14 protein-coding genes, 7 tRNA genes and 1 pseudogene are annotated in these 11,344 nt (G+C 72.3%); 9 read left to right on the top strand and 13 right to left on the bottom strand.

Going from position 1 to position 11,344, the window contains the following annotated elements:
* Positions 1-8 precede the first annotated feature (8 nt).
* Together ACFYU0_RS27685 and ACFYU0_RS27680 are read right to left on the bottom strand one after the other, a co-directional pair.
* Positions 9-1,241 carry a hypothetical protein gene (locus ACFYU0_RS27685; protein ID WP_389304774.1) on the bottom strand — a complete coding sequence of 411 codons (1,233 nt, stop codon included), beginning with the start codon at positions 1,239-1,241 and terminating at the stop codon, positions 9-11.
* Positions 1,238-1,804, bottom strand: coding sequence for a DUF4365 domain-containing protein (locus ACFYU0_RS27680; protein ID WP_389304773.1), 567 nt, complete (start codon positions 1,802-1,804; stop codon positions 1,238-1,240). Before ACFYU0_RS27680 ends, ACFYU0_RS27685 begins: the two co-directional genes overlap by 4 nt.
* A 168-nt stretch (positions 1,805-1,972) precedes the next feature.
* On the opposite strand from ACFYU0_RS27680, the gene ACFYU0_RS27675 reads away from it, so the two are divergent.
* Positions 1,973-2,698, top strand: a complete 726-nt coding sequence (locus tag ACFYU0_RS27675) for a 3'-5' exonuclease (RefSeq protein WP_351663928.1) — start codon at positions 1,973-1,975, stop codon at positions 2,696-2,698.
* Positions 2,699-2,753: 55 nt separating this feature from the next.
* Here ACFYU0_RS27675 and ACFYU0_RS27670 read toward each other — a convergent pair.
* The 5 genes and pseudogenes from ACFYU0_RS27670 to ACFYU0_RS27650 all read right to left on the bottom strand — a co-directional run bounded on the left by ACFYU0_RS27670 (position 2,754) and on the right by ACFYU0_RS27650 (position 4,518).
* Positions 2,754-2,825: transfer RNA gene (locus ACFYU0_RS27670), tRNA-Val, on the bottom strand.
* Positions 2,826-2,864: 39 nt separating this feature from the next.
* Positions 2,865-3,311 (bottom strand): SRPBCC family protein, encoded by a 447-nt coding sequence (locus tag ACFYU0_RS27665; protein WP_389304772.1) that lies wholly within the window; start codon positions 3,309-3,311, stop codon positions 2,865-2,867.
* A 137-nt stretch (positions 3,312-3,448) separates the two neighbouring features.
* A pseudogene (locus tag ACFYU0_RS27660) lies at positions 3,449-3,667 on the bottom strand (sugar ABC transporter substrate-binding protein); the annotation flags it as partial.
* A 223-nt stretch (positions 3,668-3,890) separates the two neighbouring features.
* Positions 3,891-3,962: transfer RNA gene (locus ACFYU0_RS27655), tRNA-Val, on the bottom strand.
* A gap of 94 nt (positions 3,963-4,056) precedes the next feature.
* Positions 4,057-4,518 carry a TIGR02611 family protein gene (locus tag ACFYU0_RS27650; RefSeq protein ID WP_351663931.1) on the bottom strand — a complete coding sequence of 154 codons (462 nt, stop codon included), beginning with the start codon at positions 4,516-4,518 and terminating at the stop codon, positions 4,057-4,059.
* Positions 4,519-4,708: 190 nt separating this feature from the next.
* Here ACFYU0_RS27650 and ACFYU0_RS27645 point away from each other — a divergent pair, with 190 nt between their 5' ends.
* Positions 4,709-5,122, top strand: a complete 414-nt coding sequence (locus tag ACFYU0_RS27645) for an SsgA family sporulation/cell division regulator (protein WP_004002642.1) — start codon at positions 4,709-4,711, stop codon at positions 5,120-5,122.
* Positions 5,123-5,414: 292 nt separating this feature from the next.
* Positions 5,415-5,975: a CGNR zinc finger domain-containing protein gene (locus ACFYU0_RS27640; RefSeq protein WP_351663932.1), complete on the top strand. Its 561-nt coding sequence runs from the start codon at positions 5,415-5,417 to the stop codon at positions 5,973-5,975.
* A gap of 75 nt (positions 5,976-6,050) precedes the next feature.
* On the opposite strand, the gene ACFYU0_RS27635 is transcribed toward ACFYU0_RS27640, so the two are convergent.
* Positions 6,051-6,203 (bottom strand): hypothetical protein, encoded by a 153-nt coding sequence (locus tag ACFYU0_RS27635; protein WP_174266498.1) that lies wholly within the window; start codon positions 6,201-6,203, stop codon positions 6,051-6,053.
* 122 nt (positions 6,204-6,325) lie between these two features.
* Positions 6,326-6,781, bottom strand: coding sequence for a hypothetical protein (locus ACFYU0_RS27630; RefSeq protein ID WP_351663933.1), 456 nt, complete (start codon positions 6,779-6,781; stop codon positions 6,326-6,328).
* Positions 6,782-7,019: 238 nt separating this feature from the next.
* Here ACFYU0_RS27630 and ACFYU0_RS27625 point away from each other — a divergent pair, with 238 nt between their 5' ends.
* Positions 7,020-7,541: a DsbA family protein gene (locus tag ACFYU0_RS27625; protein ID WP_389304771.1), complete on the top strand. Its 522-nt coding sequence runs from the start codon at positions 7,020-7,022 to the stop codon at positions 7,539-7,541.
* 9 nt (positions 7,542-7,550) lie between these two features.
* Here ACFYU0_RS27625 and ACFYU0_RS27620 read toward each other — a convergent pair whose 3' ends face one another.
* From ACFYU0_RS27620 to ACFYU0_RS27610, 3 genes are read right to left on the bottom strand one after another with little or no spacing between them, the layout of a single operon-like run.
* Positions 7,551-8,375, bottom strand: a complete 825-nt coding sequence (locus ACFYU0_RS27620) for a GNAT family N-acetyltransferase (RefSeq protein ID WP_389304770.1) — start codon at positions 8,373-8,375, stop codon at positions 7,551-7,553.
* 53 nt (positions 8,376-8,428) lie between these two features.
* Entirely contained in the window at positions 8,429-9,250 is an 822-nt protein-coding gene (locus ACFYU0_RS27615; RefSeq protein ID WP_389304769.1) for an aminotransferase class IV, read from the bottom strand.
* A complete protein-coding gene (locus ACFYU0_RS27610) occupies positions 9,247-10,311 on the bottom strand; it encodes a chorismate-binding protein (RefSeq protein WP_389304768.1) in 1,065 nt (354 codons plus the stop codon). The genes ACFYU0_RS27615 and ACFYU0_RS27610 overlap by 4 nt, the downstream gene beginning before the upstream one ends.
* A 178-nt stretch (positions 10,312-10,489) precedes the next feature.
* On the opposite strand from ACFYU0_RS27610, the gene ACFYU0_RS27605 reads away from it, so the two are divergent.
* From ACFYU0_RS27605 to ACFYU0_RS27585, 5 genes are all read left to right on the top strand, one after another.
* A tRNA-Gly gene (locus tag ACFYU0_RS27605) sits at positions 10,490-10,562 on the top strand.
* 38 nt (positions 10,563-10,600) lie between these two features.
* Positions 10,601-10,674, top strand: a tRNA-Cys gene (locus tag ACFYU0_RS27600).
* A 1-nt stretch (position 10,675) separates the two neighbouring features.
* Positions 10,676-10,747, top strand: a tRNA-Val gene (locus ACFYU0_RS27595).
* A gap of 36 nt (positions 10,748-10,783) precedes the next feature.
* Positions 10,784-10,855, top strand: a tRNA-Val gene (locus ACFYU0_RS27590).
* A gap of 29 nt (positions 10,856-10,884) precedes the next feature.
* Positions 10,885-10,956: transfer RNA gene (locus ACFYU0_RS27585), tRNA-Val, on the top strand.
* A gap of 57 nt (positions 10,957-11,013) precedes the next feature.
* Here ACFYU0_RS27585 and ACFYU0_RS27580 read toward each other — a convergent pair.
* Entirely contained in the window at positions 11,014-11,307 is a 294-nt protein-coding gene (locus ACFYU0_RS27580; RefSeq protein WP_351663938.1) for a zf-TFIIB domain-containing protein, read from the bottom strand.
* Positions 11,308-11,344 lie beyond the last annotated feature (37 nt).

The raw sequence follows: 11,344 nt of genomic DNA, 5'->3' as shown, positions 1-11,344 counted from the left end.
CGGTCCCCTCAGTCCCCGTCCCGGTACGCCTCCCCGCACGCCTCCTCGAAGAAGTCGAGGTTCTCGTGCAGCGACTTCATCAGCCGGTCCCGCTCGGCGTCGTCGACCTGGACGGGTACGACCCCGCGGGCGCCGGTGAGCCGGCGGAAGCCGCCCCGGCGCTCCAGCCTGCCGTCCACCCGGACGGGGAGTCCGACGAGGTGGGCGTGACCGGCGATGCGGTAGTCCTCCTCGCCCAGGGTGACGCGGACGTGCGGGACGTCGGCGCCCGCGAGCACCCGCAGCCGTACGGCGCCCTCGCCGAGCGGCCCGGAGCGGCGCAACCGGACGACGGCGCCGGTGATCCGCACCGGTACGGAGGGCTCGGCGCGCAGGTAGCGGGCGCCGGCCGCCCGCAGGGCGGGCAGGTCGCCGGGCGAGAACTCGACGGGTTCGGCCGGGGCGGCGCAGCCCTCCGGGACGCCGGCTCCGGGCGCCCACGCGACGGCGACGCGGGCGCCCTCGGTGCCGCGCACCAGAGCGGTGAGCGCGTCGGTCAGTTCGCGGCTGGCGCCGGCCTCGACGGCGCCGTCGAAGGCGTCCGTGCCGCCGGTGGCGCGCTGGTAGTCGATGGCCTCGCGCACCGCGTACAGCGCCTGATGGAGGCGGACGGCGAGCGGGCGGCCGGTGGGCACGGGCACGAAGGCGGTGAGCCGGTGCCCCTCTGTGCCGGGGCCGACGAGCACGTTCTCCAGGAGGGTCGCGGCGGCCGAGCGGTGCCGGGCGCCGTGGTAGCCGGCACGCGCGCGCGTGGCGAGCGCCGCGGCGAGGAGCAGTTGGCGGGCGGCGCCGCGCAGGTGCTCGTCGGCCGTCCAGGGCGCGGCCCCGGACGGTCCTCCCGGGGCGTCCCGCCACCAGCGGATCTCGTCGCTGGGCACGGCGAGGGAGATCAGCACCTCGCGCGCGGACGGGGTGTCGCTGCGGGCGAGCGCGTCGAGGGCCTCGCCGAGCAGGTCGTCGCTGTCGGGGAACGCGCGGCTCTCGGGGACCAGCAGGCTGGTGCCCGCGCCGCCGGGGCCGGGCGGGGTCCAGCGGCCGTAGCGCCCGGCCGCTCCCCCGCGCCGCTGCCAGCCGTGCCGGTGCAGCAGGGCGCCGAGCACGACGGGATCGACCGCGGCGGGGTCGGGCGGCCGGTGCCACGCGGGCTCGTCGGGGTGCGGCCGGGCCTGGCGCGGAAGTTCCTCCTGGGGACGGCTCCTCATGGCCTGCCTCCCGTCCCGACCCGCGTCATGATCTCGCACAGCGCCCGGTCGTCGAAGATGCGTGAGGTCGGTATCCGCACGGTGGTCCGGTACCGGCCGGTGACCTCCCGGCCGGCGAGGTTGACCCAGTAGCAGCAGTGCCGCAGGTCGAGCCGGTCGTGGCCGGCGCGCAGCCAGTCGTCCTGGGACCGCGGGACGAGCATGACGACCAGGATCTTGTGCACCGAGACGGGTGTGCGGGCGAGTTTGCGCAGGTGGTCGTTGTCGAGCGTGAAGGAGAAGAAGCGGCCCGGCGGGTTCGGCGTGATCTGGTAGGTGCACTTGAGCTGCACCTTGATGGTGACCTCGTCGTCGACGGTGTGGCCGGGCGCGCTGTGGCTGACGTGCCAGTCGATGCCGTTGTCCGGGAAGGGCTGGGACAGCGAGCAGCCGGCCGCGGCGGCGACCGCGTGCAGATAGCCGACCTGCAGTGTCTCCATGCAGGCGGTGGTGGCGAGCGTGCCGCGTTGGTGACCCGTGCGTTCGGGCAGCAGCCCGCCCCGCTCGGGCTGCGCAATGGCCATGACCAACAGCCTTCCGAGCCAGGGGTTTCCCCGTGGTGGGTCGCTGAACTGCAAAGACCCGTACTCCTGTTGTGTCCTTCCGGCGTACGGCGCAAACGGCCCGGGTATCACCAAACAGGCAGAAGACGGGATGTCACCTGCCCTGGGTGGACGAGGAGTTGCATTGCGATGACGAGCTGGTACGAGGGGCCGCTGGCCGCCTTCGACACGGAGACGACGGGTGTGGACGTCGAGGCCGACCGGATCGTGTCGGCCGCCGTCGTGGTCCAGGACGCGCCGGGCACCCGGCCGCGGATCGTCCGCTGGCTGGTGAACCCGGGTGTGCCGGTGCCCGAGGCGGCGACGGCGGTGCACGGACTGACGGAGGAACACCTGCAGCGCAACGGCCGCTGGCCGGCGCCGGTGATGTACGAGATAGCCGACCAGCTCGCCGAGCACGCGGCGATGGGACGCCCCCTCGTTGTGATGAACGCGCCGTTCGATCTCACCCTGCTGGACCGGGAGTTGCGCCGGCACCGGGCCTCCTCGCTGGACCACTGGCTCCGGGCTGCCCCGCTGCGGGTGCTGGACCCGCGGGTACTGGACAAGCACCTGGACCGCTACCGCAAGGGCCGCCGCACCCTGACCGATCTGTGCGCGCACTACGGCGTCGACCTGGACGACGCGCACGACGCGGCGGCGGACGCGCTGGCCGCACTGGAGGTCGTACGCGCCGTGGGCCGCCGCTTCGCGACCCGCCTGGAGCGCCTCTCCCCCACCGAGCTGCACACCCTCCAGGCCGACTGGCACGCGGCCCAGGCACGGGGCCTGCAGGCCTGGTTCGCCCGCAGCGGCTCGCCGGAGATAGTCAACACGGACTGGCCCCTGCGCCCGGAGCTGCCTGCGGCGGCGTGAGCCCTCGCCCGCGATGACAAAGGCCGGCCCGCTGCTGCGGACCGGCCTTTCCCGGTGGGCGATACTGGGTTCGAACCAGTGACCTCTTCGGTGTGAACGAAGCGCTCTCCCACTGAGCTAATCGCCCGGGAACGCACTGAACAATACAGGGCCGTGCGGGGTTGGTTCAAACCGCTTCGAGGTGGCGCAGGATCCCGCGTCGGCCGGCGGCCATCATCAGGGCGTGGTTGGCCCGGAAGAGGGGCCGGCCCGGTACGGCGAGCCGCCTGAGCAGAGGCCTGGTCACGTCGACGACCTGGTCGTAGCGGGCGAGCGTGCCCTGGCCGGCCGGGGTGACGGTCCAGCGGGCCCAGCCCTCGATGTCGCCGGACAGCGCCACCTCCAGGACGCCGGCGGCCGGGTCGCGGCGGGTCTCGCGGGCGGTGAGCGTCATGTCGTAGGGCAGCAGGGAGCGGATGGTGAGGACACCGGTGGCGGCGTCGAGGCGGGTGACCGAGCGCACCTGGGGCCACCAGCGCGGGTAGTCCTCCGGTCGCTCCAGTACGGCGAACACGGCGGCCGGCGGGGCGGGCAGCGGCCACAGGGTGCGGAAGCGGTAGTGGTTCCAGTCCATGGCCGGAGTCTGCCCGCGGCGGCGCGTGCAGATCTGAGTACCCGTACTCATGCGCCACCGAGTGACGCGGACCACACTCGGGGGACGAGCGCCGCCGCCCGTGCGACGGCGCTCCCCATCGCCCCTCTGGGCGGGCAGTCGGAGCCGACGGGAATTCCGAGTTGCCCACCGTCGACCCCGCCGACCTTCGTGGCGCCCGCCCGGAAGTGATCCAGGCTCAGATAGCCCGCCTGCACCTGGGGCCTGAGGTCGAGGAGAATTCCGCGCTTGTCGTACTTCCGGAGGAAGGTGACGGCGTTTTGGAAAACGTCCAGGAGATTTCCGTCGGCGACTCGCGTCCGGGACTTCTCCCAGAACCATTACTCCGTCCGGAAGTCGGTCTTCCGTGAGTAACGGATCGTCACCGCCCCGGCTGTCTTCAGGGCCGTATGCCTCTCAGGATCAGTGCTGGTTCCGGCATCGGGCCCTCTCGCAACGTCGCCGGCGCGGCGCGGATGAATCGTTTCAGTCAGCGCTGCCGGGCCGCGTGCGAGAACGACGACGGCCCACCTGCTGTCGGCAGGTGGGCCGTGATCCGGGTGGGCGATACTGGGTTCGAACCAGTGACCTCTTCGGTGTGAACGAAGCGCTCTCCCACTGAGCTAATCGCCCGGGCGCAGGAAGAACATTACCCCATGTCAGGGGGTGCCTCCGACCATGGGCGCGACGCGGCCGCCGGCGCCCGGCGCACCGGCGGCGGCCCTGGTCACTGGTCCTCGATCCTCCAGGGCATGACGAAGCCGAACTTCCACAGGTAGATCCCCGCCAGCACGCCGATCACCACCAGGCCGATCACGGTCAGCGTGATGTTGCGCCTCCGCACCCGGGGGTCGAGGGCCCGCTGGGCCGCCTCGGTGACCTTGCGCTTGGTCCAGCGCAGCACGAGCTGGGCCCAGACGAACTCGGTCGCCCAGATCGCCATGCCGCCGAAGATCACCACCCAGCCGGGGCCGGGCAGCGGCAGCATGACGACACCGGCCGCGACGACCGCGAGGCCGATCACGAAGACGCCGACCTGCCAGCTCAGGTGCAGCACTCTGCGTGACTTGACGAACTGCGGAGCCCTGGAGCCGAGTCCCCGCTCGGCCCGCTCCTCGCCTGCCTTCATCCCGTCCGCCTCGTCGATGGCCACGGCAACGCCGCCCGGCTCGTCACTCCCCGTATTCATACAGACAAACCCTACCGTAGTGAATCAGTCACTGGAATGGTCGCAGGTCTCACAGGAGTTCTCGGCCGGAAGAGTTACCTAAAGACACGCAAAACCCTCAGAGGGGTTTACAACGGCACCGTAGGTGGCATGTCGATTTCGCCGACGTGCGAATCCCCGAGCGCACACTGAGCGAAAGGCCCTGGCGCTTATGAACACCACGGTCAGCTGCGAGCTGCACCTGCGCCTCGTTGTGTCGAGCGAGTCCTCCCTGCCTGTCCCCGCAGGCCTGCGGTACGACACGGCCGACCCCTACGCCGTGCACGCCACCTTCCACACCGGAGCCGAGGAGACCGTCGAGTGGGTGTTCGCCCGCGACCTCCTCGCCGAGGGTCTTCACCGTCCCACCGGCACCGGAGACGTCCGTGTCTGGCCGTCCCGCAGTCATGGGCAGGGCGTGGTCTGCATCGCCCTCAGCTCCCCTGAGGGAGAGGCTCTGCTCGAGGCCCCGGCGCGGGCCCTGGAGTCCTTCCTGAAGCGAACCGACGCCGCCGTGCCGCCCGGCACGGAACACCGGCACTTCGATCTGGATCAGGAGCTCTCGCACATCCTGGCGGAGAGCTAGGTCGCGCCCCTGGAAGCCGCCCGGCGCCGTCCACTCGGGGAGACGGCTCGGGCTCAGGACAACCGCATACGGCACAGGCCCGCGTCGTCACCGTGAGCGCTCACGGTGATGGCGCCCGTCTGCGTGTGTACGCGCACGTCCGGGCGTGGGAGACTCGTGACCCCCCAGGGCGCGGGGGCGCCGTGCCGGCGGTCCGCCGGCGGGGCGGTACCCGGTGCGGTGGGCGCGGTTGTCGCTACTATCGGCCGGCATCGGCGGGCGCCCGCCCGACCTCCAGGCCAGGGAGCGAAACGTGCTGATCACCCACGACACCCGCTGCGCCCTAGACACGGTGGTGGATCTGGTGAACTCCGCGCCGGACGACGAGGCGGCGGCGGACGGACTGCCGGATGTCGCGGCCCTCGCCGATTTCGTGCGAAGCCACAACGTCAGCGACGTCGGGGTGCTGTCGGAGTTCGACCTCTCGGCGGTGCGCAAGGTCCGGAGCCGGTTCGCCGGCATCTTCGCCGCACCGGACGCCCGGGCTGCGGCGGGGCAGATCAACGAGCTGGTCGCCGCGGCCGGCACCACTCCGCGTCTCACGGACCACGACGGCTACGACTGGCATGTGCACTACTTCGCTCCCGGCGCGTCCGTCGCGGACCACCTGGCCGCCGACTGCGGCATGGCGCTCGCCTTCTTCGTGGTCGCCGGGGAGCAGGAGCGGCTGCGGCGCTGCGAGGCCCCGGACTGCCGGCGCGCCTTCGTGGACCTGTCCCGCAACCGCTCGCGGCGCTACTGCGACAGCCGTACCTGCGGCAACCGGCTGCACGTGGCCGCGTACCGGGCACGGCGCAAGGAGGCGGCGGGCTGACGGCGGGGCCGGACGCTCGCGCTCGTCGGGGCGACGCCTGTCCCGGCGGGTGGCGCCGGGACGGACGTGTACGGCTCACAGCAACAGCAGGTCGTGCAGCGCAGCCATGAGGATGAGACACCCGATCACCGCAAGGAAGATCATCAGCGGTGGCTGGGAAAGGGCGAAGAGGCACCCGCGCGGCTCGTCCTTCGGCGGCGCGGCCTCGCTCTCTGACGTGTCCAGCATCTCGCCGGTGATGATGGACCAGGCGGCACCCCGTTGGCGATCACCACACCCGCCACGTCCGGGTGTTCACCGTTTTCCCCACGGAACGGTTCGGCTCGGTTCCGGTTGTGAACGGTTTCAGGTCATATGCCGTGCTTCTTGAGAATGGCCTCGATGTCGCTGAAGTCGTCGCCGGAGCTCGCGCCGGCGGGCGGGGAGGCGGGCCGGGCCGCCGGGCTCTTCCCGGCCCCGAGCGAGGGGGCCGAGGCCGTCGGCGCCACCGCGTCGGGCCGCGCGCCGCGGGCCGCCGCCCGCTCGGCCCTGCGCTCGGCGCGGGTGCCGCCGCGCCGGCGTTCGACGGCGCGGGTCCCGGCGAACAGCAGCCAGGCCGCGCCCAGCACGCCGAAGCCGGCCCAGGCCGTGGGGCTGAAGGCGGTGTCGGAGAGCCAGCCGACGATCCCGGTCATCACCAGGCCGATCGGCACCAGGGAGTAGGCCGCGATCCGCGCGGCGGAGAGGTAGCGCTTGCGGTAGGCGGTGACCACCGCTATGCCCAGGCCCGCCGCGGAGACGGCGGAGCAGACGGTCTCGGCAATCATCCGGTCCTCCTGGCGGGCTCGGTCGGGTAGCGGGACGGGCGCCGCTCGGTGCGCGCTTCGTCCGTTCCATCCTGCACCGTCCCGGTCCCGCGAGGCCATGGCTCAGGCCCGAGATCAGGGAGATCTCCGGGTCGCCTCCTCCGCGCGGCGGGCCCCGCCGACGGACCCCCGGCCCGCCGCGGGCCCCGGCCCGGCGCCCGATTCGGCCCTGGAGGGCTCGCCTGGAAGACTGGTGACCATGAGCGACTCCTCACCCCACCGCGCCGAACCCCTGGTCCTCGACGTCTGGTGCGAACTCCAGTGCCCCGACTGCCGCAGCGCCCTGGACGACGTCCGCGCCCTGTGCGCCCGTTACGGGGACCGGCTGGAGCTGCGGCTGCGGCACTTCCCGCTGGAGAAGCACAAGCACGCCTTCGCCGCCGCCCAGGCCGCCGAGGAGGCCCTCGTACAGGGGCAGGGCTGGCGTTACGTGGAAGCGGTGCTGGAGCGGGTCGCGGAGCTGGACCGTGCGGGAGAACCCCTCCTCGTCGAGGTGGCCCGGGAACTGGGTCTGGACGCCGAGGAGTTCGACACCGCGCTGGTCGACGGCCGGCACATCCTGATCGTCGACGCCGACCAGGCCGAGGGCAAGGCCATCGGCGTGACCGGCACCCCGACGTACGTCATCGGCGGTGAACGCCTCGACGGCGGCAAGAGCCAGGAGGGGCTGCGCGAGCGCATCGAGGAGATCGCCGACCGGCTGCTGGCCGAGCGGGCGTGACCGGCGCGGCTACAGCAGCGGCTTGGTGAGGGCGCTCTCCGTCGTCTCGTAGCCCAGTGACTCGTACAGCCGCTCGGCCGGGGCGTTGCCGGCGAAGACGTTGAGTCCGAGGACCGGCCGGCCGGCGGCGATCGCCTGGCGCTCCGCCAGCAGCATGAGGGTCCGGCCGTGTCCCCGGCCCCGGTGCGCCTCGTCGGTCTCGACGTCGAAGACGAACGCCTTGTCCTCCTGCAGGGCCAGCCACAGCACGCCCACCCGGGTCCCCGCGTGCTCCAGGACGCTGAAACTCATGTCCGGGGTCGACCGCCCGTTGGGCAGCAGCATCTCGTGGTCCCTGCGGGCCTTGGCGTACGCGGCCTCCTCGAGGACGCCCCGCTCGATCCACATCCGGGCGTAGTCCGCGGCCTCGTGCTCCTGCCAGGCGGTGAACTCGGCGGGGGTCATCGGCCGCTCCCGGCTGTCCGGAGGCAGTTCGGGCGGAGTGCCGCCGAGGCGCTTCTCCATGGCCCGGTTGCGCAGGGTGTAGCCCAGGGCGCCGGCCAGCCGCAGCGCCCGCTCCGCCGTCGCCGGGACCACGACCTCGATCTGGGTGCAGCCCCAGCCGCGGGCCACCTCCTCGGCGGCCAGGGCGGCCACCGTCCCCCTGCCGCGCCCCCGGTCCGGCTCGGCTATCCGCACCTGGATGATGCGGGCCACCGAGTCACCCAGGTTCGCCGAGGTGCCGAGGTGGAGCGTGCCGACGGGGCGGCTGTTCACACACACCTGGTACCGGCGGGACCGTGTCCCGTTGGCATTGCGCTGAAGCGGCTCGGCCGGCCGCAGGGTCGTCGTCATCACGGGTGTTCTACCCGCTCGGCGGCCCCGGGTCAGCCGAATTTCCACGCCGGTCACGGATCCAGGTCGTGCCCGGACCGCTCGTCGAAGATCCGCATCGCCTTGAGGGTCGCCGGACCGGGGGCGCCGGGCAGTTCCCGGTCGTCGACCCGGTGCACGGCCTGGACGTCGCGGAGGCTGGAGGTGAGGAAGACTTCCTCGGCGCGCTCCAGCACGTCCAGCGGCAGATCGGTCTCCCTGGCGCCGGTCCACTCCACGACGAGGGCGCGGGTGATGCCGGGGAGGCAGCCGGAGGCGACCGGCGGCGTGTGGATCTCGCCGTCCAGGACGACGAAGACGTTCGAGCCGGTGCCCTCGCAGAGCTGTCCGAGCGTGTTGCCGAACAGCGCCTCGGAAGCGCCGTGTTGGTGGGCGCGGGCGAGGGCGACGACGTTCTCGGCGTACGAGGTGGTCTTCAGGCCGGTGAGCGCGCCCCGCTCGTTGCGGGTCCAGGGCACGGTGATCACGGCGGTGGTGTCCGGGCGGCGGGCGGTGTCGCCGAGGGCGACCACCAGGGTCGGGCCGTGCTCGCCGCGGTCGGAACCGAGCGGTCCGTGGCCGCCGGTGTAGGTGATGCGCAGCCGGCCGAGCGGCATCGGGGTGGCCTCGAGGACGGCCGCGCAGGCGCGGCGGACCTCGTCGAGGTCGGGGTCGGGCAGGCCGAGGCCGCGGGCCGAACGGGTCAGCCGGTCCAGGTGGCGGGTGAGCGCGAAGAGCCTGCCGTCGACGGCCTTGACCGTCTCGAAGACGCCGTCGCCGACGGTCAGCCCGTGATCGAAGACGGAGACCCGGGCGGTGTCGATGTCCCGCAGTCCGCCGTCCAGCCAGATCTTCATGAGAGAGCCCCTCCACTTTCCTGGTACAGCCCCGACGCTACCGCGAGCAGCCGGGACGCCTTCAGCTCGGTCTCCCGCCACTCCCCCTCGGGGTCGGACCCCCAGGTGATGCCGGCGCCGGTGCCGAAGCGCAGCAGGGGCGCGCCGGGGCCGGAGCGGTCGATCCAGAAGGTGCGGATGCCGACGGCCAGCTCGCCGGTGCCCCGGTCGGCGTCGACCCAGCCGATGCCGCCGCAGTAGGGGCCGCGCGGGGCGGGTTCCAGGGCCTCGATGATCCGGAGCGCGCTGGACTTGGGGGCGCCGGTGACGGAGCCGGGCGGGAAGGCGGCGGCGAGCAGTTCGGGCCAGCCGGCGTCCGGGCGCAGTTCGCCGCGGACCGTGGAGACCAGGTGGACCAGGCCGGGGTGCTTCTCCACGGCGCACAGGTCGGGGACGCTCACGCTGCCGGTGGCGCAGACCCTGCCGATGTCGTTGCGGACCAGGTCCACGATCATCACGTTCTCGGCGTAGTCCTTCTCCAGCAGGTCCGCCTCGGTGCGGCCGGTGCCCTTGATGGGGCCCGACTCGACGGTCCGGCCGGCGCGGCGCAGGAACAGCTCGGGCGAGGCGGTGGCTATCTCCACCCCGTGCCCGGGCAGCCGGACGGTGCCCGCGTACGGGGCGGGGTTGCCGCGGGCGAGCAGGGCGGTCAGGGCGTCCACGTCGGCGTCGGGGGCGACGGGCGCGCTCAGCACCCGGCAGAGGTTGGCCTGGTAGACCTCGCCGGCGGCGATGTGGCCGCGGATCCGGTCCACGGCCGCGGTGTACCCGGCGCGGTCCAGTGAGGAGGTCCAGTCGGACACCGCGGGGCCGCGCCAGGCGCCCGGCGCCGGGGCGGGCACCGGCTCCTGCCGGACCTCGGCGAAGCGGGCGCAGGTCAGCCGGCCCTCGAAATCCGCGCACACCGCCCAGAAACCGGCCGAGTCCAGGGCGGCGGGATCGTCGGTGACGTCGAGCAGTCCGGTGGCGATGCGGGTGCCGAAGCGGGCCAGGGGAGGTGGGCCGGAAGGGTGGTGAAGCACGAGGTCGAGTCTAGGGCTGGTGTCCGAATCGCGGCCGGGAGACGTACCCCGGGAACCGCCGGCCGCCACAGCCGCCGGGTGCAGCGCAGCACGCTGCGCAAACGCGTTTTTGTACTGGCCCGGGAATCCGCTAGAGTTCAACACGTCGCCGGGACGCGAGAGCGGACCGAAACGACAGGCGGACGTAGCTCAGTTGGTAGAGCGCAACCTTGCCAAGGTTGAGGTCGCGAGTTCGAGCCTCGTCGTCCGCTCGAAGGAAGAAGGGGTCGTCCCGATCCCCTACACTCCTGGTGGAGTGGCCGAGAGGCGAGGCAACGGCCTGCAAAGCCGTCTACACGGGTTCAAATCCCGTCTCCACCTCCAAGGACGATTAGCTCAGCGGGAGAGCGCTTCCCTGACACGGAAGAGGTCACTGGTTCAATCCCAGTATCGTCCACTGGATCCGCCGGCTCGTACGGCAGGACCCGAACCCGCGCGATTAGCTCAGCGGGAGAGCGCTTCCCTGACACGGAAGAGGTCACTGGTTCAATCCCAGTATCGCGCACTGTCTGTGACTCACGGGTCACAGCCCGCGGACGATTAGCTCAGCGGGAGAGCGCTTCCCTGACACGGAAGAGGTCACTGGTTCAATCCCAGTATCGTCCACACAGCAGGAAGCCCCCGGCCGTCTCGTACGGCCGGGGGCTTCTTCGTGGTCCGGACTCAGCTGGAGAACAGCATGTGGCCGAAGCTCTTGTGGCGGTGGTGACCGCCGTAGTGGCCGCCGTGGTGGCCGCCGCCGTGCGGGGCGCCCCAGGCGGGGGCGGACGGAGCCGGGTACGCCTGCGGGGCGGGCGGGGGCGGGGGCGCCGGCTGGGACCACTGGGACTCCAGACGGGTCAGCGCCTCCAGCTCGCCGTAGTCGAGGAAGATGCCGCGGCAGCCGCTGCACTGCTCGATCTGGACGCCGTTGCGGTTGTAGGTGTGCATCGGCGCATGGCACTTCGGACACTGCATGGTCGGCTCAACTCCTCGCCGGTAGGTCCTGCTTCGT

This window comes from Streptomyces sp. NPDC003720 (assembly GCF_042875075.1).
Classification (GTDB): domain Bacteria; phylum Actinomycetota; class Actinomycetes; order Streptomycetales; family Streptomycetaceae; genus Streptomyces.
This window is presented reverse-complemented; position numbering and strand designations above follow the sequence as displayed.

Bases quoted from the DNA above. Each gene is read 5' to 3' on its own strand.
- ACFYU0_RS27685 (WP_389304774.1), bottom strand. From the start codon at position 1,241: ATGAGGAGCCGTCCCCAGGAGGAACTTCCGCGCCAGGCCCGGCCGCAC.
- ACFYU0_RS27680 (WP_389304773.1), bottom strand. From the start codon at position 1,804: ATGGCCATTGCGCAGCCCGAGCGGGGCGGGCTGCTGCCCGAACGCACG.
- ACFYU0_RS27675 (WP_351663928.1), top strand. From the start codon at position 1,973: ATGACGAGCTGGTACGAGGGGCCGCTGGCCGCCTTCGACACGGAGACG.
- ACFYU0_RS27665 (WP_389304772.1), bottom strand. From the start codon at position 3,311: ATGGACTGGAACCACTACCGCTTCCGCACCCTGTGGCCGCTGCCCGCC.
- ACFYU0_RS27650 (WP_351663931.1), bottom strand. From the start codon at position 4,518: ATGAATACGGGGAGTGACGAGCCGGGCGGCGTTGCCGTGGCCATCGAC.
- ACFYU0_RS27645 (WP_004002642.1), top strand. From the start codon at position 4,709: ATGAACACCACGGTCAGCTGCGAGCTGCACCTGCGCCTCGTTGTGTCG.
- ACFYU0_RS27635 (WP_174266498.1), bottom strand. From the start codon at position 6,203: ATGCTGGACACGTCAGAGAGCGAGGCCGCGCCGCCGAAGGACGAGCCG.
- ACFYU0_RS27630 (WP_351663933.1), bottom strand. From the start codon at position 6,781: ATGATTGCCGAGACCGTCTGCTCCGCCGTCTCCGCGGCGGGCCTGGGC.
- ACFYU0_RS27625 (WP_389304771.1), top strand. From the start codon at position 7,020: ATGAGCGACTCCTCACCCCACCGCGCCGAACCCCTGGTCCTCGACGTC.
- ACFYU0_RS27620 (WP_389304770.1), bottom strand. From the start codon at position 8,375: ATGACGACGACCCTGCGGCCGGCCGAGCCGCTTCAGCGCAATGCCAAC.
- ACFYU0_RS27615 (WP_389304769.1), bottom strand. From the start codon at position 9,250: ATGAAGATCTGGCTGGACGGCGGACTGCGGGACATCGACACCGCCCGG.
- ACFYU0_RS27580 (WP_351663938.1), bottom strand. From the start codon at position 11,307: ATGCAGTGTCCGAAGTGCCATGCGCCGATGCACACCTACAACCGCAAC.